Consider the following 24,309-nt stretch of genomic DNA (forward strand, 5'->3'; position numbering starts at 1 on the left):
GCTCATTCCTAAGCACTGCCTATACCCTGCCAACTTCACTTACAGCCTTCTGCAAGCTGCCATCATAATATTGAACAATCTTCTGGTTCGCTTCATAAGCCCGATAGGCGGCATTCAAATCCACAGTAACCTGAGTAGGATCTACATTGGAGCTTTCCAGGTAACCTTGGCGTACTTGCATGTTATCTGTTCCGTTAGAGAAACGGATATCTGCCGCCTCTACATCATCAGCGTGAAATACACCATTACCGTCACGTACAAGCTCCTGTGGCTTTGTTACTACACTCACACCAAGCTTGGTCCCTGTCGGAAGTCCTGTTACTGGATTAAGCAAATTACCCTGCCCGTCCACTTTAAGGGTGTCCTGATTTCCTGTCAAGACAAGGGGCTTGCCTGTGGAATCAAGAACCTTGAAGCCACCACTGCTCAGTACCTCTCCTGTAGCCGCGTTTATTGAGAAGCTCCCATTTCGCGTATACAGATTATTCCCTTCAGCATCCTGTACAGTAAAGAAGGCCTGTGGACGATAAACAACCTCACCCTCAGGGCTTACATATTTGCCTGAACCATCAAAGGAGATATTTTGACCTGTCACTGGATCAGCTACTTGCAAATCCGTAGATAAAGCAAAATCCATGGTCTTGCCGCTCTCCCTTAAATCACCCTGTAAATATTGGGATATCGATTGTTCTGCAAAAACCCCAGTGTTAAGGCGCCCCACTGGCTTTGTATTGCCATTACTCATAGCAGAGATCAGTACATCCGGAAAAGCATGATTGACACTGTCAACCTGCTTGTACCCCGTTGTATTCAAGTTAGCGATGTTCTGTGTTGCCGTATCATGTCTACGCTGCTGTGTAACCATACCTGCAGCGGCTGTATATAATCCTCTTATCATGAAGGTAGTCCCCTTCCGAATCTTTTGCTACCTTTTATATCGGCTGCTTAGAACTTTTTCTTAACGACCTTGTCCAAATTATCTAGCATTATTCCGGTTCCCTTAACTACACAATGCATCGGGTCTTCCGCTATCCACACCGGAACATGTAATTCTTCTGAGAGGAGCTCGTCCAATCCATTAAGTAAAGCGCCACCACCAGTTAGAACAACACCCCGGTCAATAATATCTGCTGATAGCTCAGGCGGTGTACGTTCCAGAACGGACTTAGCAGCTGCCACAATAGAAGAAACCGGATCCCATAGTGCTTCTTTTACCTCGCCTGAAGTAATAGTGAGCGTCTGAGGGAGTCCACTTACCATATCACGACCACGAATATCCATTTCAGCCTGTATCAGGCCTGGACGCACGGTGCCAATTGTAACCTTAATATCCTCTGCCGTACGTTCACCGATTAACAGCTTATACTTTTGTTTAATATATCTTAAAATGGCCTCATCGAACTTGTCTCCTGCGACTTTAATCGAAGAAGCGGTAACGACGTCGCCCATAGAAAGTACGGCTACATCCGTCGTTCCGCCACCGATATCGACGACCATATTCCCACTAGGCTGATAAATATCCATTCCCGCTCCGATTGCAGCGGCTTTTGGCTCTTCCTCCATAAAAACTTCCTTAGCCCCGCTCCGCTCTGCCGCTTCCCGTATGGACTTCTGTTCCACAGATGTAATATTTGTAGGGGCGCAAATCAGAATACGGGGCCGTGCGTACCAGGACCGGCCGCCAACGCGGTCGATAAAATACTTGAGCATCATTTCTGTGATTTCAAAATCTGCAATGACACCATCCCGGAGAGGACGGATTGTTATAATATTTCCAGGTGTACGTCCAACCATGCGACGTGCCTGTTCTCCCACCGCAAGGACTCTCTTCGTATCACTTTCAAGTGTGACCACGGAAGGTTCATCCAGAACGACTCCCCTTCCTTTAACATGTATGAGCACATTGGCCGTGCCGAGGTCGATTCCGATATCCTTGCTAAACATAATGAAAGAGCCCCCAAAGTGTTATTTTAATTGAAAAAACAGCAGTTAGTACTAAATTTAAAAATACCATACTTTAGGGGAAGTACACAATGTATTAAAGCTGAATATTTCCTTAAATTTCCGAAAATCTCATGGCTTTGATGCTACAGCAACCTCACGTTTTTTCCCCGTCGATTTTTTATATTTGATTTTTGTGGCTTCTCCCCCCCGAAGATGTCGGATGGACTTGTGATATTCGAGAATGTGCTTCACCTGATCGGCCAGATCAGGGTTGATCTCTGGCAGACGCTCAGTTAAATCTTTATGCACCGTGCTCTTTGAAACGCCAAATTCCTTGGCTATGGTCCGGACCGTATGCCTGGTTTCCACGATGCAGCGTCCGATTTTGATCGTACGTTCCTTGATGTAATCGTGCACGCTCCCGCCTCCCAACTGTGGATAGTTTGGTACATTATATGAGGGGCGGGCTTATATATTCGCGCTTTCAAGACATGACAAGCTATGGAGGGCTCATTTTATTTAATGGACAACCTAATAACCCGTGTTATTAGCATGATGAAAAGCCGTCGTTCTCCCTTTAGAACAACAACCGTTTCCCGCGTAAACAAAAGGCTCATCACAAACACAACCTTAAAAATCCTTATATACACAAAAAAATAGGGGGCTTTCGCCCCCTGCTATAGAAATTTTTATCGCTGTGGCAGTAAATCCGATGGATTGACTACTTTGCCATCTTCGTACACTTCAAAGTGTACATGATTTCCAAGGTCCTTTTCGATCTCACTGCGACCAGCTGTGGCAAGAGTATCTCCTTGCTTCACTACATCGCCTTGTTTAACTTTTGTTTCACCAAGACTTTGGTATACAGTCTTCAAATTACCTTGATGGGTAATTTCAATCACTTTACCTAATACCGCAACATCTTCCACTCTGGTCACTTCACCGCTGAGCGCTGCTTTAACATCGAACGTATTGTTGTCTTCACGGGCAATATCGATTCCGACATTAGGAATAAATTTGTCGTTATATTGCACCATAGCGGCAACGTGATTGTCCTCTGTACCATTCTCATCATAATACGGCTTAACTACTTCTACTTCACCTGGATTAGCTACTGGCCAAGTCATACTTTCCGTTGAAGCAACAACTTCAAGTGCATCTGGACCACCGGTTGTTGTACCAGCTTCGTTAGCGGAAGTTCCTACTTGCTGCGAAGTGGCGGCAGTGTCCTGGTTGAGCGGCTTCTGGCCGGCATCCTGATAGACCCACACCAAGGTTAGTATAATTGCCGCTGCCGCCGTGTAGACTGCTGGGAATACCCAACGTTTAGATACCAGTCTGTTCCATGAAGAAGGTTTTGCGCCAGGTAAATCTCCCTGAGTTTTTTTGAGAGATTCATCTTGGTTTGTTTTGTTTTTGTCTTGTTCATTCATATGGTTATCACCTCAGTAACCAGTGTTACCGGGGTTTTCTCTTTTATACGTATCTTTCAAGTTATTTTTTCAGAAGAGTTGAGATTTGTGTAAATGAGATACCACTATAATAGTGTTTGAGAATTTGGGTAGCAGTTCCACCCTCTTTAGCCATCCCATTTGCCCCCCACTGGCTCATCCCTACTCCATGCCCATTTCCGAAGGTCGTGATTAAGATCTTATTCCCCTTACGACTCCAACTGAATTGGCTGGATCGTAGGCCCAGCTTCTCTCTCACTTCACGTCCAGTAAATATAGAGCCTCCAATTGAGACCTCTTTAATCCGATGTCCAGTGGTAAGAGACAACACTTCCATAGGTAATCTCGAAGATGATGAAATCTTCGTTGTAGTTCCTGAATTGGTAGTTTCTTTGGAGGCTGGAATGACTTTATCGTTCAGACCCAATCTAGTAAGTATTTCAGCAACAGTAAAGGTGTTAGTCACTGCATAGTTTGGGGTAATCTCTTTCTCCCAAGGACTCGTCACGCTGCGCAGATAGGGAATCGCTGCATTCCAATACTCTTCTGAGTTCTCAGTATATCCTCCACTGGAGGCGAAAAAGGAGGCCGTTATCGGCTGCCCTTTATAAGTCATGATCACTCCGCGCGTCTCAAGGACCGCGCGCTGCAGCTTTGCGAGGTCGGCGCTTCTTCCGCCGAGCTTCCATTGCCGTTCCAGCGTGTCCTTAGATATGTAAGCCTGATGGCTTACCGTATCGGTTACATCCGCCTCCGGAACGGGTACGCCGCTTCTGTCGCCAGCCACCAGGCGGCGCATGATAAAGGTGCGGGCCGCTACGGCCTGCGCTTTGAGCGCTTCAAGCTCAAAGTCGGCCGGCATCTCGGCCGCTAGCACGCCGCGGACGTAGTCCTCCAGCGGCAATGTCTCTATTTGTCCGCTGTGCGACAAATAGACAGAGACGTCCGGCTGCGGCGCTTCCTGCGCAGCCGTTTCCGGCGCCGCCGGAGGGGCCGTGACCGCCGGCACGGCCACAGGCGCCGGTTGTCCCCGGTGTAGCGGGACAACCGCCAGCGGAATCAGCAGCGCCGCCAGGAAAGGCGCTGCGAGCCAGGCGACGGGGATGAGTCGCCTGCGCCGGGGAGCAAGGGGACGCGAGTGCCAGCGCGTTGTCTTGTTTCTTCGCAAGTAGCGGAAATCTTTCATCTCTATGGCTCCCTTCCGTGAATCACTGGTGATTCTTATAGATATGAATTTGCAGCAACTGCTAGAACACAATTTGAGAGAAAGAGAGTTCCTGTCCTCAATCTATTACTAGACCACAAGCTATTAAATTGCATACAAAAAAATCCCCATCAGATGAGGATTCCATAAAAAAAGACCAAGCTGCAAACAGCAGCCTGGTCTCTCCTAATGATTGATATTATACCCAAGTTGGTTGAACCTGAAAGCGTGGTTTAACCTCTTCGTTTTTAGTCGATTCACTCTTGGATACTTCCGGTTTAAGAACTTCATCCTTCACGGTTTGCGCTGAAGTATCTTCCATGGAGATGCGCCAAATTTCCGCACCCAGTCCGGATAGTTTCTCAGCCAAATGAACATACCCGCGGTCAATATGATGAGTTCCGCTTACTTCAGTAGTGCCCTCAGCAACCAGACCTGCCAAAATAAGCGCAGCTCCCGCACGCAGATCCGTAGCACAAACCTTAGCTCCGACCAATTGTGCATTACCTGTAACGATCGCCGAGCGACCTTCGATCTTAATCTCAGCATTCATGTTGTGGAATTCATCCACATGCATAAACCGGTTCTCAAATACGGTTTCTGTAACGACACTGGTACCTTCAGAACGCAACAATAATGCCATCATTTGCGACTGCATATCCGTAGGAAAACCTGGATACGGCAAAGTCTTCAAATCAACAGCTTTGAGAGGCTTGTCACTGATTACACGAATACCGTTCTCGTCGGGAATAATGGTTACGCCCATTTCTTCCATCTTAGCAATAACAGGACCTAAGTGATCAGCAATTGCGCCTTCCACATATACATCGCCACCGGTAATTGCTGCAGCCGCCATGTACGTACCTGCTTCGATACGGTCAGGGATTACATGATGTTTGACCCCATGCAGACGTTCTACCCCTTCAATACGGATAACGCCTGTTCCCGCACCGCGTACGATTGCGCCCATACCATTCAAGTAATTGGCCAGGTCGACAATCTCAGGCTCCTTAGCCGCATTCTCGATAACGGTCACGCCTTCGGCTAGTGTAGCTGCCATCATTATATTTTCGGTCGCACCTACGCTTGCTACATCCAAATACACTTTGGCACCGCGCAGGCGTCCGTTGCTTTTCGCTTCAATGTAGCCCTGGCCGAGACTAATCTCCGCACCCAGTGCTTCAAACCCTTTCAAATGCTGATCAATCGGTCGTGTACCAATGGCACAGCCGCCTGGCAGGGAAATTCTTGTCTGACCAAGTCTAGATAACAGTGGGCCCATGACTAAAAAAGACGCCCGCATTTTTCGAACCCATTCATAAGGTGCTTCACAGGAAGTGATGTTTGTAGCATCCACCTGGATAATATCGTTCTGATATGTAACCCCTGCACCCAGAGATTCCAGCATTTTTGATATCGTCATCACATCATCAAGCGGAGGTGCGTCTACAATGACGCTTACTCCTTCTTCTGCCAATAGAGAGGCGGCTATGATCGGTAATACGGAATTTTTTGCGCCGCTAACTTTCACGCTCCCGGTCAATCTGTTGCCACCGCGGACGATAAATTTGCTCATTTTCGGTTTCCCTCCGCGTCCATTATTTCTTAAATTATTTTTTTAGATTAAAGTAATTGCAAAAAAAGTTCTCTACTCCATCAATACGCCCATTTACTCGGGCATGTTCCTTAAAGTTCAGTGTTGACATAATAAAACCTTATTATTCGACACCTTTTGACCACTGCGACCTAAGACACTTATAACCAAACTACATCCCCTTAAAACATATATCGGATCATCCCACTCCAGCTCAGGTAATCCAGGAAGAACCCCGCTACAAAACGACCAAGTACAATGGCCAACAGCAAGTGCAGCAGCCTTCCCTGAGGACTCTTGGGATATCTTATGACCAAATCGAGCTTAAGGTTCTGCAATGCCCACCAAGATAATACAACACTGAGCAAAGATACAATCATTGAGACCATACTGCTGGTTCCAACTGCGCTAGACAACCCACCCGACAATATATCCTCCATGCTAACCCTCCGTGTTCGTATTACTCGGAAATCGACTCTTATATCATACTTGTGAAGGGCAAAAGAATCCAGTACTTTTACAAATTTTTAAACAATTCAACGCCATTATCCAAAATAATGAAGAAATTTTAACCTTTTTTCAATAGATTACTATAATAAAAAGCAGTCAAACCCTAAGGCTTGACTGCTTTTATCCTACTGTTGTCCTTTTCCAGTGGACACTTTAATCCGTGTAACAGCGCGTTGCAGCGCCAATTCCGCACGGCGGTGATCGATATCATCTTGTTTGCTCCGAGTCTGGAGACGGCGTTGAGCCCGTTCTCTAGCCGCTTCGGCGCGCTCAACATCGATATCTGTTGGCAGCTCGGCACTTTCAGCCAGCACGGTTACTTTGTCCTTATGCACTTCAACGAACCCGCCATGAACAGCGATGGAGATCGTAACACCGTCCGATTTGACGGATAACGGAGCAACCTGAAGTGGAGTCACAAGCGGAATGTGTCCCGGCAAAATACCCAACTCGCCTTCGACCCCTCTTACAATCAAGCTATTCACTTGCTTGGAGTAAACGAGATGCTCCGGCGTGACAATTTCCAACAAAAAGGTATTCACTTCCATTCCTCCTTAAAGCTTTACATTGTAAAGCTCGCTTCGAAAGCATGCACTAAGCTTTACGAAGTAAAGCTTGCATCGAAAGCATTAGCTAAGCTCAGGTTACATCGATTTCGCTTTTTCTACTGCTTCTTCAATCGTACCTACAAATAGGAAAGCTGCTTCTGGAAGATCATCATGCTTACCATCCAGGATTTCCTTAAAGCTGCGTACAGTTTCTTTGATTGGTACATATTTACCCTTAAAGCCAGTAAACTGTTCAGCCACGTGGAATGGCTGCGACAGGAAGCGTTCAACTTTACGAGCACGAGCTACGATAACCTTATCATCCTCACTCAATTCATCCATACCCAAGATGGCAATGATGTCTTGAAGCTCGGTATAACGTTGCAGCAATTGTTTAACACCTTGTGCCACGTTGTAATGTTCTTCACCAACAATTTCTGGAGCGAGCAAACGCGAGCTGGAAGCCAGTGGGTCAACCGCTGGGAAAATCCCCTTCTCGGAAATTTTACGCTCAAGGTTAGTTGTTGCATCCAAGTGAGCAAACGCTGTAGCCGGAGCAGGGTCAGTGTAGTCATCCGCCGGTACGTAGATTGCTTGAATCGATGTAACTGAACCTTTTTTAGTCGATGTGATACGCTCTTGCAGCTGGCCCATTTCAGTAGCCAGAGTCGGCTGATAACCAACCGCAGATGGCATACGGCCGAGAAGAGCGGACACTTCGGAACCCGCTTGGGTAAAGCGGAATATATTATCGATAAAGAGCAGCGTATCGCGGCCTTCCACATCACGGAAATATTCCGCCATGGTCAAACCGGTCAAAGCTACACGAAGACGTGCACCTGGAGGCTCGTTCATTTGTCCGAAGACCATTGCTGTCTTCTTAATAACGCCGGAATCCGTCATTTCGTGATAAAGGTCATTACCTTCACGAGTACGTTCACCGACACCTGCGAATACGGAAATACCACCGTGCTCTTGGGCAATGTTATTAATCAATTCTTGGATTGTTACTGTTTTACCTACGCCGGCACCGCCGAAGAGGCCGACTTTACCACCCTTAGCATAAGGTGCGAGCAAGTCGATAACTTTAATACCTGTTTCCAAGATTTCCGCTTGTGTTGACAATTCGTCAAATGTTGGTGCGAGACGGTGAATCGGGTTCTTTTTCTCAGCAAGAACTTCACCAGCGTTATCAATTGGATTGCCAAGTACGTTAAATACACGGCCTAATGTCGCTTCCCCTACAGGAACCGAAATTGGACCTCCTTGATCGATTGCATCCAGTCCACGAACCAGACCATCAGTAGAAGACATCGCGATACAACGTACCAGATTGTCTCCCAAGTGATTGGAAACCTCAAGTGTTAGGTTAAGCTGACGACCATTGTCCAAGACGGTTTCAATTTTGATAGCGTTGAAAATCTCGGGCAACTGGCCGCGTTCAAATTCAATATCGACAACCGGACCCATAATGCTTACAACGCGTCCTTTGTTCATCTTCTTTTCCCTCCTCGAAAGCTGTTACATCAAGAAGAAACGACGTTGTCGTCATATAAAGATGACAACCGTTTCTCGTAGAAATATAAGCATTTTGTATAGTGTAAAACCATACTTTCTTATATTTTAAGAAGAACTTACAGTGCCGTTCTTAAGGAGCTATGCACCCTAAGCAAGCGACACTGTTTCTCGTAAAACACAAGACAAGTTAAGCACTTAGTTTAACTTTTCTTGTATTTTAAGACTGCGCGTTCGCTCCGGCCACGATCTCGGTAATTTCCTGCGTAATTGCCGCCTGACGGGCACGGTTGTACGTAAGGGTAAGTTCTCCGATCATTTTCGACGCGTTCTTCGTTGCACTGCCCATAGCTGTCATTTTCGCCCCCAGCTCACTGGCCTTGCCATCCAGAATAGCGCTATAAATCAAAGTTTCAGCGTACTTTGGAAGCAATACTTCTAGCACGCCTTCCGGTGAAGGTTCATATTCGTAGTTTGCAGAAGCTTCATGATGCTCTTGATTCCCTACTCCATCCATAGGCAACAGTCGCTCAACGGTTGGGATCTGGGTGATAGCATTGACGAATTGATTGTAACAAACATACAACTCATCATACGTACCATCTACAAACTGCTGTACTGCCGAATTCGCGATCGACTTGATGTCAGCAAACTTCGGCGCATCCGATAGCTCAGTGACTTCCTGTACAATCGGATATTCACGGCGACGTAGAAAGTCACGGCCCTTACGACCAATAACAAATAATGCGTACTCATCTTTGGACTTATGCTTCTCCGCGATGAGCATCGTCACCTTACGCAAAATATTAGCGTTGTAGCCACCTGCAAGCCCTCTATCAGAGGTAACGATTAGATAACCAGTCTTCTTCACAGGGCGGCTAACCAGCATAGGGTGTTGAACACCTTCGGTGCCAGCAGCAATGCTCGATACAACCTCTTTTAGCTTCTCAGCATAAGGACGGGCGGCAATTGCCTTCTCCTGAGCTTTTCTCAGCTTGGATGCGGCTACCATTTCCATCGCTTTTGTGATCTGTCTTGTGTTTTGAACACTCTTAATTTGACGTTTAATATCACGCATGCTTCTTGCCATGATTTCACCACCTTAGAGCTTTGACGGAGTCAAAGCTAACTTCGTAAGCATTCTCTTAACTTTGACGAAGTCAAAGCTACTTCATAAGCACAGCCTGAGCTTCGGCAGAGCCAAAGCTCACTTAGTAAAATCCGTTAAAGTCATCTATATTAGCTAGTAGCGAAACCTCTTTTAAAGGTATCAATCGCTGCTTTAAGAGCGGCTTCGTTATCAGCTGTCAAATCTTTTGTATCCCTGATGGATTGAGCTACATCAGCAGCACTGCTATCCATGTAAGCAAGGAATTCCTTTTCAAAACGTTTTACGTCTTTAACTGGAATATCATCCAAATATCCTTTTACAGCTGTGTACAAGCTAAGCACTTGATGCTCAACAGACAACGGCTGATTCACACCTTGTTTCAGAACTTCCATCATACGTGCCCCGCGATTCAGACGGGCAAGTGTAGATTTATCAAGATCTGAGCCGAACTGTGAGAAGGCTTGAAGTTCGCGATATTGGGCAAGATCCAAACGGAGCGAGCCGGCTACCTTCTTCATCGCTTTGATTTGAGCGGAACCCCCTACACGGGAAACGGAGATACCGACGTTGATCGCCGGACGTTGACCAGAGTAGAACAGATCGGATTCAAGGAAGATTTGACCATCTGTAATCGAGATTACGTTCGTAGGAATGTAAGCTGATACGTCAGATGCCTGTGTTTCGATAAATGGAAGTGCGGTTAATGAACCACCACCAAGCTCATCACTAAGCTTAGCTGCACGCTCCAAAAGACGGGAGTGCAAGTAGAATACGTCACCTGGGAATGCTTCACGACCCGGTGGACGACGAAGCAGCAAGGACAATTCGCGATAAGCCGAAGCTTGTTTCGAAAGGTCATCGTAAATGATCAGTACGTGCTCGCCCTTGTACATGAAGTATTCGCCCATTGCGCAACCTGCGTATGGAGCAATATACAACAATGGAGACGGCTCGGAAGCCGATGCAGTTACAACGATTGTATATTCCAAAGCGCCATGACGGCGAAGAGTTTCTACAACCTGTGCTACTGTGGATTGCTTTTGACCAATGGCAACATAAATACATTTCATGCCGTTGCCTTTTTGGTTGATAATCGCGTCAATTGCGATTGCAGTCTTACCTGTTTGACGGTCACCAATGATAAGTTCGCGTTGTCCACGACCGATTGGTACCATCGCATCAATGGCTTTAAGACCTGTTTGCATCGGTTCATGTACCGATTTACGATCGATAACACCTGGTGCATTATTTTCTACAGGACGGAATTCAGTTGTAGCAATTGGGCCTTTGCCGTCAAGCGGCATACCAAGTGCGTTAACTACACGACCGAGCAGAGCTTCACCAACAGGAACTTGCATAATTTGTCCTGTACGTTTTACTTGATCGCCTTCACGAATTTCCTTGTACTCACCCAGAATAACAACACCGACGTTGCTTTCTTCCAGATTGAGCGCCATGCCCACTACTCCGTTGGAGAACTCTAGCAATTCGCCTGCCATTGCGTTTTCCAGACCGTAGACACGGGCGATACCGTCGCCGACTTGAATGACGGTGCCGACTTCGGCAACTTCGATATCGGCTTTATATTCCTCAATTTGACTTTTGATCAAAGTGCTGATCTCTTCAGGTCTGATGCCCAATATCCTCACCCCTATCTTCTATGCTTATCATTAAAGGATTTCTCGAGACGCTCCAATTTGTTAGACAGACTGCCGTCATACAGCGTATCGCCGATATAAACTTTCAGTCCTCCCAACAGGCTTGGGTCCACCACATTCGTAATCCGGATTTTACGGTTTACGAGTTGGCCGAATTCTGCAGCTACAGCTGCTTTTTCTTCTTCACTTAAAGAATAAACAGAGTATACCTTAGCATCACCAATGCCAAGAGCGTCTCCTTCAATCTTGATATACGTATCCAGCAGATCGGCAAAAATATCGGTTCTGCCTCGCTCTACTAACAATTCTACAATGTTCATCACGATGGGAGAGAGCTTATCTTGAAGCGCTGTGCGCAGCACTTTCAGCTTGTCGGACTCCGAGATGCGCGGTGCAAGAATAAACCGCTTTATCTCTTGGTCGGAATGTAATAATCCAACCACTGCCTTGAGCTCTTCTTCTACTTCAAGGGTAATCCCTTTCTCTACCGCTGCACTGTACAATGCTCTAGCGTAGCGCTTGGCAACTACCGTATCGCGGCTCATGATTGGCCTCCTACCTCTTTGAGGTATTGGTTCACAAGTTGCTCCTGCTCGCCGTTAGCACTAACTTCTTTCTTAAGAAGTTTAGAAGCAATACGAACAGATGCCGTTCCAATTTCGCTGCGCAACTCTTCCACTGCTTTGTTCTTTTCGTTCTCGATATCGCGCACGGCCTCTTCTTTGACACGTGCTGCATCTGCTTTGGCTTGTGCCAAAGTTTGTTCTACCTGTAGATTGCTTGTGATTTGCGATTGTTGAATAATCTGTTGAGCTTCCTGGCGTGCACTGTTCAGCGCTTGCTTCTGCTCTTCCACATACGCGACCGCTTGTTCTCTAGTCTTCGCAGCTTCGTCCATTTGCTGCATTACCAGCTCACGGCGTTTCTCCATAACTGCAAAAAGTTTGCTGAACGCATACTTGCTAAGCAAGAAATATAAAATCCCAAAGGCGACAATTGAAAATACTATGTTTGTCCAAACAATATCCACTGAGGTCACTCCCTTCCGTTACCGCGTCATGCGGACGTATACAAAAGTAAGGCGCGGATGGCATCGGCCGTCCCCGCCAAACCGTAACTACGGTTTATTAAGTAAACATAATCAGGAATGCGATAACTGTTGCTGCCAACGGAATAACTTCGACGATACCTACACCAATAAACATTGTTGTTTGCAAAGCATTTTTCGCTTCTGGTTGACGAGCGATGGACTCAACTGTTCTACTAACGATCATACCGTTACCAAGACCTGCGCCAAGTGCACCCAATCCAACCGCTATTGCTGCTGCTAAAAATTCCATTTGTAAATATCCTCCTTTAATTTCGGTTCATATTTGTGTTTAATGATATAAGATATCTCCCACGAAGGAAAATCAGACGATAGCCGTTCTCTTCGCAGCAGTTCATTAATGTGCTTCTTCTTCGTGAATCGTCATCTGTGCGATATAAACCATCGTCAGAATCGTAAAGATAAACGCTTGTAGTGCCCCGACGAAAATACTGAAGCCCTGCCATACAGCCAGGAACGGAATACTGAGAATCCCCAGCTTCAAAATGACTGTAATCAGTACTTCTCCGGCGAAAATGTTAGCGAATAGACGAATAGCCAACGCTACAGGTTTTGCCAGGTTTTCGATAATGTTCAGTGGCAAAAAGATTGGAAACGGCTCGATGTAGTGTTTGAAATAATGTTTGCCGTTGAGCTTAATGCCCAGAAAGTTCATCAGTACAAATACTATGATTGCCAATCCTGCAGTGACGTTAATGTCAGCAGTTGGCGACTTGTACCATAAAATTTCTGCATGCTCACCATTCGCCAAGTTCTTAGTTGCTTCAATCACGTGGCCAAACACTGTTACAGGTCCATGCGCCTCAGTTACAACGGAGAAAGGCAATCCAAGTAGATTGGAAACAAAGATAAACAGAATCAATGTCAACCCTAAAGATATGTAAGGTTTTCCTTTCTTCAGATCCATGGCACTGCTTATGACACCCTCTACAAATTCCACAACCCATTCCATGAAGTTCTGAAGCTTGGATGGATTTTCAACGGAAAGCTTACGAACCGAAAGCATAACCAGAACAAACACCACTGTACAACTGATCAGAAGCATCAACACGGCGGATAAATCTATCGGTATTCCCCCGACAAATATTTTCGGCATGTCATGCATAGTATCATCCCCCTTTCTCTTTAATCTGGTTAAAGCTTATTCTTCACACTCAGATATATCCCCGCAGGAATGGCGAGAAGCTGAGGAATGAATACGCCCGAAACAGTTGCTACCAGGGAGAAATGCTCAATCTTGACCGAGAACATGGTGACCAAAATTGCGAAGCTAATCCGTGTAACAAAACCGAGGCTGAAGGCATTCCCTTCGTTGCTCGCAATCGACTGCGTAACCCGTCGAACCTTGACGGCCAGATAACGAAAGTTTACCAATCCCGCCACCAGACCCAGAGTCATGCCCAGTGTAATTGCCCGGGTCTCATGATGAAGCACCCAGCCCATTAAGAGTCCTGCCATAAGGACGAGCGTAACTCTAGTGACGGTATTGATCATGGGAGTCATATTATCCATTCTGCTCCCCCAAAAATTTTTTAATTAACAAGGCGACATTCACAATTCCCAGAATCATTCCAGTTATAGTGCCAATGGCGAGCCAATATTTCGGCCCCTCCATCAGGTCTTTCAGCCATCTTGCCGCAAAAAAACCAATAAGAATGTAAGCGGCAAGCAAAGTGCCTGCACTTCCAATGACAAGCGCGGTCTGTAACAAGCTGTCCTTGCTATTTTGTTCTTTCATGGGCTACAATCCCAACTAATTTTACTGAATTTCCTGAGTCTTTGTCAATTCATTGAACATTGCCTAAAAACCCTTGAAAACATGAAAATAATCACAGCAAAACGTTCCAAAACCATATAAACCGTACAGTTTCACTGTATGTTGATTTTAATCAGATCAGATATTAGTTTAATTGAAATTATTTATTTTTTGTGAACATTCTGTGAAACTCTTCAGGACGTTCCTTATTAACACCAAAATGGTGCAAAATCGCATTGACAATCCGTTGGGAAGCCTTGCCATCTCCATACGGGTTGGCGGCCCGACTCATCGACTGATAGAGCTCGTTATCAGTCAAAAGAGCATGTGTCCGTTGATACACCTTCTCCTCGTCCGTGCCCACAAGTTCCAGCGTTCCAGCCTCTATCCCTTCGGGACGCTCCGTTGTATCACGAAGCACAAGAACAGGCACTCCATAAGAAGGAGCTTCCTCTTGCAGACCGCCGGAATCGGTCAATATCAAGTGGGTATGCGGATAAAAATTATGCAGGTCCACGACATCCAGCGGATCAATCAGCTTAATTCTTGGATGTCCTCCCAGTATCTCATGCGCAGGTTCCTTAACGGCAGGACTCGGATGCACAGGGTAAACAATGGCGACATCTTCGAATTCATCAGCGATTCTTTTAATAGCTCGGAAGATATTACGATGCGGTTCACCTTGAGATTCTCTGCGGTGAGCGGTCATCAAAATAAGTCTTTTTCCTGAAGCAAAATCCAAAACAGGATGCCGGTAATCCGGCTGTACGGTATATTGAAACACATCAGTTACGGTGTTGCCTGTGATATAAATACTTGATTCTTTTTTGTTCTCGTGTCTCAGATTGTTAGCTGACAAATCGGTTGGAGCGAAATGCAGATCAGCTAACACACCTGTGAGTTGACGGTTCATTTCTTCAGGATACGGAGACAATTTGTTCCATGTCCTAAGTCCTGCTTCTACGTGCCCAACCTGAATTTGCTGCAGGAAGGAAGCGTAACTAGCTAAAAACGTTGTTAAGGTGTCCCCATGCACCAGCACGAGGTCAGGTTTAACTTCTTTCAGTACAGGTTCCAAACCTTCAAGCACACGAATAGTAATCTCATTCAAGGTCTGACGGTCCTTCATCACGTCCAAATCGTAATCAGGGGTGATATTAAACACTTCCAACACTTGATCGAGCAGTTCTCTATGCTGTGCTGTTACACATACTATTGATTCGATATGCTCAGGATGCTTCTTCAGTTCAAGAACCAGAGGAGCCATCTTGATCGCCTCGGGGCGCACTCCGAAAATAGTCATTACTTTGATTTTGGACATAACCCCTACCCTCTCATCAAATATTCTCGCATTACTATACTTAATACTTAATTACTTATTACTTGGTTCCATAAAGACGGTCACCAGCATCACCAAGACCTGGCACGATGTAACCATGTTCATTCAAATGATCATCAAGCGCTGCAACATAAATATCAACATCCGGATGAGCTTCCTGAACTGCAGCAACACCTTCTGGCGCTGCAATCAAGTTCATCATTTTGATCTGTGTACAACCACGGTTCTTCAGTGAGGTAATCGCAGCAATTGCGGATCCGCCTGTAGCAAGCATCGGGTCAATTACTATCAACTCACGTTCCTGTACATCAGTTGGAAGCTTGATATAATACTCCACTGGTTGAAGAGTGTCTGGATCACGGAAAAGCCCTACATGTCCTACTTTAGCCGCAGGTAGAAGCTTCAGTACACCTTCAAGCATACCTAAACCCGCACGAAGAATAGGAATAAGCCCCAGCATTCTTCCCGAAATCACTTTGCTTTCCGTCTCAGTGACCGGTGTTTGTACCGTAATGGTCTCTAGTGGAATATCACGTGTAATCTCATAAGCCATCAATGTGGCAACTTCGTCAACATGTTCTCTGAAATCCTTCGTGTTTGTTCTAACGTCGCGAATAAATGTTAGTTTGTGTTGAATTAAAGGATGATCGCAAATCACCAATTTTCCCATTTACTGTCCCTCCGGTAATTGTAAGTCTTGTCTATAGCCATAGAAAGCGCTTTGCTTCTCAGTGGCTAAATCCTGTCTATTATAGCACTCCCGCCGCTGCATTTCACCTCAGAATGGTACTTGAACTCACATTGAACATATTCCTTTGTATTTCCTTGTTTTTAAAGGTAATGATTGGCTTAATTAGGAAACCAATCACTTATAAAACCTAGATTATGTTGTGCAACTTTGGCTTTTTCATACTATTCACATTATTTTCACTAATTTTATTGAAAGTTCCATGAACTTTCATGATTAATTTCATTCAATTTCATCTAATACCTACTGTAATATTTGTGAACAATATGCAACAAAAAAGCCTCCATCAAACCCGGAAGAGGGTATGGATGGAGGCAGAATCATTTCTTATTAGAAGCAAAGATTTAGTATTTCAATTCTGGATAAAGAGGGTATTGGTCAGTCAACTCAGCCACTTGACGAGCAGATTCTGCCAAGTTTGCCTCATCCTTCGGATTCTTTAGAACATTAGCAATGATACGTCCAATAGTGACCATCGCCTGCTCGTCCATACCACGGGATGTGACTGCAGGTGTACCAATACGAATACCGCTTGTTACGAAAGGACTTGTAGGATCAAATGGAATTGCGTTTTTATTCACAGTAATCCCGATGGAATCTAGTACTTTTTCCGCATCTTTTCCGGTAATGTTCAGATTACGGGTATCCAGCAGCATCAAGTGGTTATCTGTACCTCCAGATACAATGTTAACCCCTTCGCTGATCAACGTTTCTGCAAGAACATTAGCGTTCTTCACTACATTTTGAGCATAAGTCTTAAAGGATGGCTGCAATGCTTCACCAAATGCGACTGCTTTTGAAGCAATTACATGCATCAGAGGTCCACCTTGGGAACCAGGGAATACCGCTTTATCAATAGCAGCTGCCCATGGCTGTCTGCACATAATCATACCTCCGCGGGGACCGCGCAAAGTCTTATGCGTAGTAGTTGTAACGAAATGAGCATGAGGAACCGGGCTCGGATGAAGACCAGCAGCAACCAATCCTGCGATATGGGCCATATCTACCATAAATAGCGCACCCACATCATTGGCGATAGCGCCAAGTTTTTCGAAATCAATAATACGCGGATAGGCACTAGCACCAGCTACAATCATTTTTGGACGGTGTTTGAAGGCTGCTTTACGTACTTCATCATAATCAATTAGGAAAGTATCTTCTTGTACTCCATAAGCAACGAAGTTATAAAGCAATCCTGAAGCATTAACTGGGCTACCGTGTGTCAAATGACCGCCGTGAGCCAAATTCATTCCAAGAACAGTGTCGCCAGGCTTAAGCGCAGCCAGATAAACTGCCATATTTGCTTGAGCGCCGGAATGTGGTTGTACGTTGACATGATCCGCGCCAAACAATTCTTTTGCACGATCACGAGCAAGGTTCTCAACGATATCTACATCTTCACAGCCACCATAATAACGTTTACCTGGATAACCTTCTGCATATTTGTTCGTAAGCACGGAGCCCATAGCCTCCATTACGGCTTCGCTAACGATATTCTCTGAGGCAATAAGCTCAATGTTGGCACGCTGACGTTTCAGTTCCAGTTCCATCGCTTCCAGTACTGCCGGGTCACTCTTACGCAATTGTTCCATGTTCTTATTTCCTCCCTAGTGTGTGTAGATATGTTGTATTTAAGTAGAAACGATTTGCCCGCCATAAAGAGACTTAGGTCTACGTTTCTGCAAAAAATATAAAAACTAAAGTTCGTTAATCACAAAACTGTGAACCACTTTGTTCTGGAGCACGATATACCGCACGTTCCCCGCCAATTAGTGGGGGTCTGGTCCATGCCGCATTCACTCTGGCTGCTCCAATGTATCGTAGAGTCGGACGGAAAGGAACGGCTACCCGCCGTAAATGCATTCCTATCAGTGTCTCGCCAATATCTAAACCAGCATGAGCTTCTATCGTTTCCGCCAAAACAGGATCTTTCATAGCGTGATAGGCAGCCGTAGCCATCGAACCTCCAGCACCTCGTATAGGTACAGCTGATACTTCCTTCAGACCAAGTGACTCTAGCAGAGAGCGTTCCATGACAAGTGCACGATTTAAATGCTCGCAGCACTGATACACCGGATGAAATCCTTTTTCCGCTGCTACTAAATGAACACCTTCAAGCAGTTGTTCTGCAACTTCAAGTGCACCACCAGTTCCAATCCGGACACCAGCAACTTCACTTGTGCTCACTCCGACGACAACAATTTTGCCTGACCCAAGGTTACCAGCCTCCGCCAACTCCCTTAACACAGTGACGGTGGCTTCAGTTAATGATAGCTCCACAACTTCGTCCATCACTCTACCTCCTCAAACTTCAAACAAGCTTATTTTAAACAAAAAAGAGCAGTCCGCAGGTAGCTGCGGATTTGCTCTTTTGCCCAGGCGACCGGCCGTTTATTCCGATGCTCCATCGTGGTTTGATCCACATTTGTCGCCAGTTACATCGGAACCGATTATTTGTAACTTCATCTTAAAGCAAAGTGAACTGAAAATCAACCATTTACAAATGGCGGAAGGTTTCCAGCTTATCCAGCAAACTGAATAGCGCAGTGCGAATCTCAGCAGCAGTTAGCTCATAGTCCTCACGCGTGCCACCAAATGGATCAGAAATATCGAAGCTCGGAATACGCTGGCGAATCTCAATCATCCGCTGCAGATCCGTTGCATTCGGTTCACCACCAAGGGCTAAGCTCAACTCCGCATCTGCGTAAAGGCTGTCCAATTCCTTGATATCTTCCGTCACCGCATCTTCATCATGCACGTATTCCTTCAATGTATAGGTTTTCGTTACAGCATCTGGAAAATACTGCAGCAAATGCTGCTTATGCCCACCCGTCAAGGTCAGCACAAGGTCGGCCCAAGCGACAGCTTGACCTGTCAATTGTGACGACTCCATTGAATCATGAATTCCTTCTTCCTGCAGTATAGCTGCAGCATGTCTTGATATAGAAGTACCGGAAATGGCGGATACACCTGCAGACCGCACTTCCAGGTCGATTCCACGTTCCTTCGCGAGCTTTCGTAAAAGCCCCTCAGCCATAGGACTTCGGCATGTATTCCCGGTGCAGACGAATAAAATATGCAGCATGTTTTGCACCCCCATGAAATTAAATATTCTAATGCCGTTATTGTATCAAAAGATGAATAGCAAGCCAAACCCCAGAAGTATTGCACCGCCTAGCGCTTCTCCATAATCCCCGAGACCACGACTGACATGCCGTCCAATTAGCAACCCTAGAATCGACATTAGTCCCCCGCAAGCACCGAAGGCTAAGATGGTCAAAAGTACTCCATTCACAAACATCCCCAGTGATACACCCACGGAGAAAGAGTCAATACTGACACTGAGCGAAAGAAGTATCATCCCCCACAAGGTTCGATGATCCATAGCTCGTGAGCTTCCTGTGTCCGGACGAAAGGAGTTGTACACCATATGCCCGCCCAAAAGAACTAGAAGACCTCCAGCAGCATAAGTCGTTACTTGACCTAACAGGTGTCCGACATAACTTCCTGTCAATAAACCCAGGAGAGGCATCAGCATATGAAAAACAGCAATGAGCAGACTCATTTGCAGAATATGCAGCAGACGAATACCTTTCATCCCGATCCCTACACCGAGCGAAAAAGCATCCATCCCTAATGCAACCGCCATTATAGTAATGGTAACAATCTGCCCCCATTCGGTATATACATCTCCTAAGCCCATGCTTAACCCCCCAAGTCCGAAATATCTTGTACAACAACGATATGCGGACAAGGGGGTAATCATGACTTCATATGGGAGTCATATACGAAAAAGCAATGCCGTGGTTATCCGGCGTCGATGACAGATCCGCCGGCGGCTTTCATAAGCCGGTTCATGATTGCAGCGCCGAGGCCGGTATACGGGCAAGCCTCGGCTAAGATGTAAGTCGCTCCCGCTTCATCGAAGCGCCGCAAGGCGGCATATAGGGAGCGAGCCCCTTCCTCCGGCGAGGATAACGAGCCGAGGGAAAGAACACAGGCGGCAGGGTCGGCGGGATAAAGGGCCTTATGCTCCTCGAAGAGGAGCAAGCCCGTGACCTCGCCGTTTAGCTGCGCCGCCTGAAGTTGACTAGCGGCTTCATCCGCCACGCGCTGCGGGGAAGAGCCGCGCACTACACCAAGCCAGCCGCGCGGTGCGTAGTGCGTGTACTTCATGCCCGGCGCGCGCGGCGCCGAAATATCGCCAGCAGCATCCGCACCATGCTGCTCAATAGATGCGGAAGCCCTTTCGAAAGGCTCACGATTGTTAACATTCAGGCAATCCGCTGAAGATTGCGCGGTAGTTGCTTTAGCTGTGATTGGCTCAGCAGTACTGAAATCAATAACAGAGTTTGTCGTCCCCGAATCAGCCAAGACAGTAGCGGTTGCGGTAGCGGCAGCAGTTGTCTCAGCATTACCGGGCTCTGAGCTTACAGCTTCTGCTCCCACCACTGCAGCCAATTGTTCCGAAGTAATCCCGCCGGGGCGCAGCACAGCAACTTTTCCGTCAGGCTGTACCTGCACGACTGTTGACTCTAGTCCAACTCCAGCAGCACCACCATCAAGGACGCCATCAATGTATCCAGCCAAATCTTCCATCACATGCGAAGCTAATGTCGGGCTCGGGCGACCCGAACGATTAGCACTGGGCGCCGCAACTGGACAACCTGCGGCACTTATCAGTGCTAGAGCTACCGGATGATCCGGCATCCGCACACCAACCGTATCCAAACCCGCCGTCACACAGGGCGACAGTACACCTTCACGAACAGGAAGCACAACTGTCAGCGGACCAGGCCAATAAGCTGCCATCAACGCGGCCGCCTTAGGATGCACCTCTGCAACAAGCTCGTCCAAAGCTGCCGTATCCGCAATATGCACAATTAACGGATTGTCAGAGGGCCGTCCTTTTGCCGCAAAAACAGCCTCAACTGCCGCCGTATTTCGGGCATCCGCCCCTAGCCCGTAGACGGTTTCGGTTGTAAAAGCCACGGTTCCGCCTTCACGAAGCATTGTTGCTGCCTCCGCTATCGCCAGCTTGTCAGCTTCATTCGGCTGAAATACCTCAGAGTTCGTTCCCTCAGCGGAATTCAACTTCCAGTATACAGTCTCATCTCTATTTCCACTCCGCCGCTGAACGGCGAATAAAGGATTATTGTGTTCATTCATTCTCATCACAGGCTTTCTAGAAGATATAATTTAGCTTAGCAAAAAAACGGCCCCTGTAGGGAGCCGTGATAGATCTGCTTATAAAATAGTAACACATCTGGGGTCTTACGACCATAATCCACTGATCCAGTTCCAAAGGTTTTGCAGCAGCTCCCAGACGAAGAACCGTACCTCTGGCTCAGCAGCAGTTTCTCCTGATGAAGCACTTCCTGCCGAGGAATCAGCCTGCACTGTTTTTGCAGCTGCTGATTTCACCTTAGCACTGTTATCCGCACCAGCAGCGGACACTGTTTTTGTACCTTTGTCAGCAGCAGGTGCTGCCGCATCTCCAGAGCCTGCATCGATAAAGCAAAGCGGAGGAAACAGTACACACCACCAATTTTGCCCCTTGCCCGCACCAAGTGTGACCCGAACAGCTTCATACTCCCCAGCAGGATAGACGGTGCCACCGTATAATTTGGTTGGAAAAGGGACTACGCCCAGCTCCACTTTATAGGAATATTCAATGCCCCGTTTCTCCAGCTCTGATCCAACCAACGCGTTAAGCTCCGGCAGATGATTTCTAATCAGAGCACGTGCCTGCTCCAAGCTCTGTGGATCCTCAAGAGCGGATACCCACTGGTTCATTTGCTCCACAATTTTATCGCGAATTTGCCGTTTCACCAGCTGATCTTGCGCTCCGTCAGAATTAGCTAGAATACGTAACCGGATAGATTCTTGGGGAATAGATACTTCAGCTACTGCAGCATCGGTTTTTTGACCTTCCCAAGCCATCATGAGGACCATAAAAAAACAAATTAAAATGGCAGTATACTTAAAAGTTACACGTAAGGAATCTCTTTTATCCATATGATTATCGTTCATTTGTTGCAGCCCCTCTCCTCTTAACTCTCATGCTAGTAGTATGCCCGGAGATAAGAGACTGCAAACCTATGAATCTATTAAATTTATAACTTCAATGCCAGCTCCTTATGCAGCTGCAAATCTTCCTCTACATCCTGCCCATAAAGATGCACGCTCATCACGACCCCCATGCTGGCCATATTAATCAGAAGAGACGTGCCTCCATAACTGATAAACGGAAGTGTTATTCCTGTCAACGGCATCAGGCCGATAAAAGCTCCAACATTCTCAAGAATTTGATACAACAGCATAGCCGTAATTCCAATGATTAGAAATGGTCCGCTACGCTCCTTACTCTCGAGAGCAATCAATATCATCCGATGCAGCAAAATAAAAAAGAGCAAGAGCAGCAGCGCAGACCCCACAAATCCAAACTCCTCGGCAATCTGCACGAATATCGCATCCGAATAGGTATATGGGACACGATTATTCTGCACAGAGCTGCCCTGCATATATCCCTCTCCACTCATTCCCCCGGAGGCTATAGCTATTTTGGCATTTTTCGTGTGATAGCTTGCCTTATCTGTCGCTAAATCAGGTACCAGCCAAGGGTCAAACCGCTCCACTAAATGATCCTTACCAATGCCTTCAAAAAATTTGACTGCCTCATCATGATAGTTTATGTAGCTCAAAATCCCAGCAAGGCCGATCCCACCCACTATAAGCAAACCGATGAGTGCATGCGACAATTTGATATTCCCGATCCATAGAAGCCCAATCAATATTACGATGTAGCTAAGGGCATTTCCCAAATCATTTTGCATAATGACTATACCAAATGGAATGAACGTAAGAATGGTGAGAGGAACAATCCCTTTCCAGAAGGTTAAGGTAGACCCTTGTTTTCGAATTAAGATCGATGATAAAAAAAGAATTAATACCAATTTAAACAGCTCGGCAGGCTGAAACCTAAGTCCACCGATCTCAAGTCCCAATTGAGCACCGTTCTCTACTTTACCAATAAAACTAACCGACACTAACAAGACTAAGCCCAAGAGATAAATATAAAGTGCATGTTTAACAAATATCTTAAAGTCCACAAAAGCGAGCACAATAAAAACTACAAAACCTAAAATATAGTATTTAAGCATTTGTAAATGAAATCCATCCAATTTCATCGGAGGCGTTATTCTTCCATTGGTTACACTGTATATTGAAAAAATACTAATCACCATCAGCAAAATCAGAACAGTAACAATTACCTTATCAATCCTTTTGAACTTTTGAAGCATCTGCAAGCCCCTTACTCTGTTAAGGTTTCAACTCTCCTCTCTCAGGGAAAGTCGTTCCTTTCTATTGTAGAACATTCGTGAATATAATTCCAAATTTATGTAGCCAATCTATAAAATATCTTTCTATTAAAATTACACTCTGACGTAATTTTACTCTATGATCCAAACCTATCGGACTCCGTAGACTTTATTTATGAATTTATTGCTCCACGGGAACTTTTGCGGACTCCAGAGTCGTTATTACTTGCCATTTTGCAGTAAATCCAGTCTTTTTGATCAAATAACGTCTTTGCGGTCCGATACTATCCAATAAGTAGTTAATATTCGAATATAAGGGCATCTGAGTCCGAGTCAGGATACAAATACGAATACGATACAAATACAAATACGAATTGCTTCCAGCTTGCTTACCTGAAACGGCCCGTATTACGTATTACACCAATCCGACGAAGCCGTGCTCCATCAAAAAGAACCGCCAGCACCCCTATTAAACAATAAGGACCTGACGGTTCTACTTTA

26 protein-coding genes and 1 riboswitch are annotated in these 24,309 nt (G+C 46.0%); all 26 genes read right to left on the reverse strand.

From position 1 onward, the window contains the following. Positions 1 to 19: 19 nt before the first annotated feature. The 26 genes from MHH46_RS29915 to MHH46_RS30040 all read right to left on the reverse strand — a co-directional run bounded on the left by MHH46_RS29915 (position 20) and on the right by MHH46_RS30040 (position 23,790). Positions 20 to 898 (reverse strand): flagellar hook-basal body protein, encoded by an 879-nt coding sequence (locus tag MHH46_RS29915; protein ID WP_038573634.1) that lies wholly within the window; start codon positions 896 to 898, stop codon positions 20 to 22. A 47-nt stretch (positions 899 to 945) separates the two neighbouring features. After that, a complete protein-coding gene (locus tag MHH46_RS29920; RefSeq protein WP_076192361.1) occupies positions 946 to 1,944 on the reverse strand; it encodes a rod shape-determining protein in 999 nt (332 codons plus the stop codon). Positions 1,945 to 2,073: 129 nt separating this feature from the next. Then, positions 2,074 to 2,361 (reverse strand): sporulation transcriptional regulator SpoIIID, encoded by a 288-nt coding sequence (gene spoIIID / locus MHH46_RS29925; RefSeq protein WP_036681548.1) that lies wholly within the window; start codon positions 2,359 to 2,361, stop codon positions 2,074 to 2,076. Positions 2,362 to 2,633: 272 nt separating this feature from the next. Then, positions 2,634 to 3,377, reverse strand: coding sequence for a M23 family metallopeptidase (locus tag MHH46_RS29930; RefSeq protein WP_076123922.1), 744 nt, complete (start codon positions 3,375 to 3,377; stop codon positions 2,634 to 2,636). A gap of 61 nt (positions 3,378 to 3,438) precedes the next feature. Next, a complete protein-coding gene (spoIID, locus tag MHH46_RS29935) occupies positions 3,439 to 4,581 on the reverse strand; it encodes a stage II sporulation protein D (RefSeq protein WP_076182075.1) in 1,143 nt (380 codons plus the stop codon). Between the two features lie 217 nt (positions 4,582 to 4,798). After that, positions 4,799 to 6,175, reverse strand: coding sequence for a UDP-N-acetylglucosamine 1-carboxyvinyltransferase (gene murA / locus MHH46_RS29940; RefSeq protein ID WP_076123926.1), 1,377 nt, complete (start codon positions 6,173 to 6,175; stop codon positions 4,799 to 4,801). Positions 6,176 to 6,375: 200 nt separating this feature from the next. Further along, a complete protein-coding gene (locus MHH46_RS29945) occupies positions 6,376 to 6,633 on the reverse strand; it encodes a DUF1146 family protein (RefSeq protein WP_036681556.1) in 258 nt (85 codons plus the stop codon). A gap of 195 nt (positions 6,634 to 6,828) precedes the next feature. Continuing rightward, entirely contained in the window at positions 6,829 to 7,245 is a 417-nt protein-coding gene (locus MHH46_RS29950) for a F0F1 ATP synthase subunit epsilon (RefSeq protein WP_036681559.1), read from the reverse strand. A gap of 102 nt (positions 7,246 to 7,347) precedes the next feature. Beyond that, the gene (gene atpD / locus MHH46_RS29955) at positions 7,348 to 8,748 is read right to left on the reverse strand and encodes a F0F1 ATP synthase subunit beta (protein ID WP_036681562.1); all 1,401 of its coding nucleotides are present in this window, start codon (positions 8,746 to 8,748) and stop codon (positions 7,348 to 7,350) included. A 238-nt stretch (positions 8,749 to 8,986) separates the two neighbouring features. Then, a complete protein-coding gene (gene atpG / locus MHH46_RS29960) occupies positions 8,987 to 9,856 on the reverse strand; it encodes an ATP synthase F1 subunit gamma (RefSeq protein ID WP_036681564.1) in 870 nt (289 codons plus the stop codon). Between the two features lie 149 nt (positions 9,857 to 10,005). Further along, positions 10,006 to 11,517, reverse strand: a complete 1,512-nt coding sequence (gene atpA, locus MHH46_RS29965) for a F0F1 ATP synthase subunit alpha (protein WP_036681566.1) — start codon at positions 11,515 to 11,517, stop codon at positions 10,006 to 10,008. An 11-nt stretch (positions 11,518 to 11,528) separates the two neighbouring features. Continuing rightward, entirely contained in the window at positions 11,529 to 12,080 is a 552-nt protein-coding gene (locus MHH46_RS29970) for a F0F1 ATP synthase subunit delta (RefSeq protein WP_076123928.1), read from the reverse strand. After that, the gene (gene atpF / locus MHH46_RS29975; RefSeq protein ID WP_076123930.1) at positions 12,077 to 12,565 is read right to left on the reverse strand and encodes a F0F1 ATP synthase subunit B; all 489 of its coding nucleotides are present in this window, start codon (positions 12,563 to 12,565) and stop codon (positions 12,077 to 12,079) included. The genes MHH46_RS29970 and atpF overlap by 4 nt, the downstream gene beginning before the upstream one ends. 97 nt (positions 12,566 to 12,662) lie before the next feature. Then, positions 12,663 to 12,875, reverse strand: a complete 213-nt coding sequence (gene atpE / locus MHH46_RS29980) for a F0F1 ATP synthase subunit C (protein ID WP_036681574.1) — start codon at positions 12,873 to 12,875, stop codon at positions 12,663 to 12,665. A 105-nt stretch (positions 12,876 to 12,980) separates the two neighbouring features. Then, positions 12,981 to 13,748 (reverse strand): F0F1 ATP synthase subunit A, encoded by a 768-nt coding sequence (gene atpB, locus MHH46_RS29985; RefSeq protein WP_036681575.1) that lies wholly within the window; start codon positions 13,746 to 13,748, stop codon positions 12,981 to 12,983. A 29-nt stretch (positions 13,749 to 13,777) separates the two neighbouring features. Beyond that, positions 13,778 to 14,155 carry an ATP synthase subunit I gene (locus MHH46_RS29990; RefSeq protein ID WP_036681578.1) on the reverse strand — a complete coding sequence of 126 codons (378 nt, stop codon included), beginning with the start codon at positions 14,153 to 14,155 and terminating at the stop codon, positions 13,778 to 13,780. Next, entirely contained in the window at positions 14,148 to 14,381 is a 234-nt protein-coding gene (locus MHH46_RS29995; RefSeq protein WP_036681579.1) for an AtpZ/AtpI family protein, read from the reverse strand. Before MHH46_RS29995 ends, MHH46_RS29990 begins: the two co-directional genes overlap by 8 nt. Positions 14,382 to 14,559: 178 nt before the next feature. Next, on the reverse strand, positions 14,560 to 15,720 hold the full coding sequence (gene wecB, locus MHH46_RS30000) for a non-hydrolyzing UDP-N-acetylglucosamine 2-epimerase (RefSeq protein WP_076123932.1): 1,161 nt from the start codon (positions 15,718 to 15,720) through the stop codon (positions 14,560 to 14,562). A 58-nt stretch (positions 15,721 to 15,778) separates the two neighbouring features. Then, on the reverse strand, positions 15,779 to 16,408 hold the full coding sequence (gene upp, locus MHH46_RS30005; protein WP_036681583.1) for a uracil phosphoribosyltransferase: 630 nt from the start codon (positions 16,406 to 16,408) through the stop codon (positions 15,779 to 15,781). Between the two features lie 422 nt (positions 16,409 to 16,830). Beyond that, positions 16,831 to 18,078 (reverse strand): serine hydroxymethyltransferase, encoded by a 1,248-nt coding sequence (gene glyA, locus MHH46_RS30010; RefSeq protein ID WP_038573642.1) that lies wholly within the window; start codon positions 18,076 to 18,078, stop codon positions 16,831 to 16,833. A 115-nt stretch (positions 18,079 to 18,193) separates the two neighbouring features. Continuing rightward, positions 18,194 to 18,778, reverse strand: a complete 585-nt coding sequence (locus tag MHH46_RS30015; protein ID WP_076192358.1) for a TIGR01440 family protein — start codon at positions 18,776 to 18,778, stop codon at positions 18,194 to 18,196. A gap of 74 nt (positions 18,779 to 18,852) precedes the next feature. Further along, positions 18,853 to 18,935, reverse strand: a riboswitch (ZMP/ZTP riboswitch). Between the two features lie 48 nt (positions 18,936 to 18,983). Next, entirely contained in the window at positions 18,984 to 19,571 is a 588-nt protein-coding gene (locus tag MHH46_RS30020) for a low molecular weight protein arginine phosphatase (RefSeq protein ID WP_036681588.1), read from the reverse strand. A 45-nt stretch (positions 19,572 to 19,616) separates the two neighbouring features. After that, entirely contained in the window at positions 19,617 to 20,189 is a 573-nt protein-coding gene (locus tag MHH46_RS30025; RefSeq protein WP_076182070.1) for a manganese efflux pump MntP family protein, read from the reverse strand. A 104-nt stretch (positions 20,190 to 20,293) separates the two neighbouring features. After that, positions 20,294 to 21,655 carry an L-threonylcarbamoyladenylate synthase gene (locus MHH46_RS30030; protein WP_076192503.1) on the reverse strand — a complete coding sequence of 454 codons (1,362 nt, stop codon included), beginning with the start codon at positions 21,653 to 21,655 and terminating at the stop codon, positions 20,294 to 20,296. Positions 21,656 to 21,760: 105 nt separating this feature from the next. Beyond that, entirely contained in the window at positions 21,761 to 22,504 is a 744-nt protein-coding gene (gene spoIIR / locus MHH46_RS30035) for a stage II sporulation protein R (protein ID WP_076099806.1), read from the reverse strand. 98 nt (positions 22,505 to 22,602) lie between these two features. After that, on the reverse strand, positions 22,603 to 23,790 hold the full coding sequence (locus MHH46_RS30040; protein WP_076192355.1) for an FtsW/RodA/SpoVE family cell cycle protein: 1,188 nt from the start codon (positions 23,788 to 23,790) through the stop codon (positions 22,603 to 22,605). Positions 23,791 to 24,309 lie beyond the last annotated feature (519 nt).

Origin of the sequence: Paenibacillus sp. FSL H8-0175, from assembly GCF_045040615.1 — a bacterium.
In the GTDB taxonomy this organism is placed as follows: Bacteria; Bacillota; Bacilli; order Paenibacillales; family Paenibacillaceae; genus Paenibacillus_AQ; species Paenibacillus_AQ odorifer.

Excerpts from the sequence above, each read along its gene's own strand:
- MHH46_RS29915 (WP_038573634.1), bottom strand. The coding sequence starts at position 898 with ATGATAAGAGGATTATATACAGCCGCTGCAGGTATGGTTACACAGCAG.
- MHH46_RS29920 (WP_076192361.1), bottom strand. The coding sequence starts at position 1,944 with ATGTTTAGCAAGGATATCGGAATCGACCTCGGCACGGCCAATGTGCTC.
- MHH46_RS29930 (WP_076123922.1), bottom strand. The coding sequence starts at position 3,377 with ATGAATGAACAAGACAAAAACAAAACAAACCAAGATGAATCTCTCAAA.
- spoIID (WP_076182075.1), bottom strand. The coding sequence starts at position 4,581 with ATGAAAGATTTCCGCTACTTGCGAAGAAACAAGACAACGCGCTGGCAC.
- murA (WP_076123926.1), bottom strand. The coding sequence starts at position 6,175 with ATGAGCAAATTTATCGTCCGCGGTGGCAACAGATTGACCGGGAGCGTG.
- MHH46_RS29945 (WP_036681556.1), bottom strand. The coding sequence starts at position 6,633 with ATGGAGGATATATTGTCGGGTGGGTTGTCTAGCGCAGTTGGAACCAGC.
- atpD (WP_036681562.1), bottom strand. The coding sequence starts at position 8,748 with ATGAACAAAGGACGCGTTGTAAGCATTATGGGTCCGGTTGTCGATATT.
- atpG (WP_036681564.1), bottom strand. The coding sequence starts at position 9,856 with ATGGCAAGAAGCATGCGTGATATTAAACGTCAAATTAAGAGTGTTCAA.
- MHH46_RS29970 (WP_076123928.1), bottom strand. The coding sequence starts at position 12,080 with ATGAGCCGCGATACGGTAGTTGCCAAGCGCTACGCTAGAGCATTGTAC.
- atpE (WP_036681574.1), bottom strand. The coding sequence starts at position 12,875 with ATGGAATTTTTAGCAGCAGCAATAGCGGTTGGATTGGGTGCACTTGGC.
- atpB (WP_036681575.1), bottom strand. The coding sequence starts at position 13,748 with ATGCATGACATGCCGAAAATATTTGTCGGGGGAATACCGATAGATTTA.
- MHH46_RS29990 (WP_036681578.1), bottom strand. The coding sequence starts at position 14,155 with ATGGATAATATGACTCCCATGATCAATACCGTCACTAGAGTTACGCTC.
- MHH46_RS29995 (WP_036681579.1), bottom strand. The coding sequence starts at position 14,381 with ATGAAAGAACAAAATAGCAAGGACAGCTTGTTACAGACCGCGCTTGTC.
- wecB (WP_076123932.1), bottom strand. The coding sequence starts at position 15,720 with ATGTCCAAAATCAAAGTAATGACTATTTTCGGAGTGCGCCCCGAGGCG.
- upp (WP_036681583.1), bottom strand. The coding sequence starts at position 16,408 with ATGGGAAAATTGGTGATTTGCGATCATCCTTTAATTCAACACAAACTA.
- glyA (WP_038573642.1), bottom strand. The coding sequence starts at position 18,078 with ATGGAACAATTGCGTAAGAGTGACCCGGCAGTACTGGAAGCGATGGAA.
- MHH46_RS30015 (WP_076192358.1), bottom strand. The coding sequence starts at position 18,778 with ATGGACGAAGTTGTGGAGCTATCATTAACTGAAGCCACCGTCACTGTG.
- MHH46_RS30020 (WP_036681588.1), bottom strand. The coding sequence starts at position 19,571 with ATGCTGCATATTTTATTCGTCTGCACCGGGAATACATGCCGAAGTCCT.
- MHH46_RS30025 (WP_076182070.1), bottom strand. The coding sequence starts at position 20,189 with ATGGGCTTAGGAGATGTATATACCGAATGGGGGCAGATTGTTACCATT.
- MHH46_RS30030 (WP_076192503.1), bottom strand. The coding sequence starts at position 21,655 with ATGAATGAACACAATAATCCTTTATTCGCCGTTCAGCGGCGGAGTGGA.
- spoIIR (WP_076099806.1), bottom strand. The coding sequence starts at position 22,504 with ATGGATAAAAGAGATTCCTTACGTGTAACTTTTAAGTATACTGCCATT.
- MHH46_RS30040 (WP_076192355.1), bottom strand. The coding sequence starts at position 23,790 with ATGCTTCAAAAGTTCAAAAGGATTGATAAGGTAATTGTTACTGTTCTG.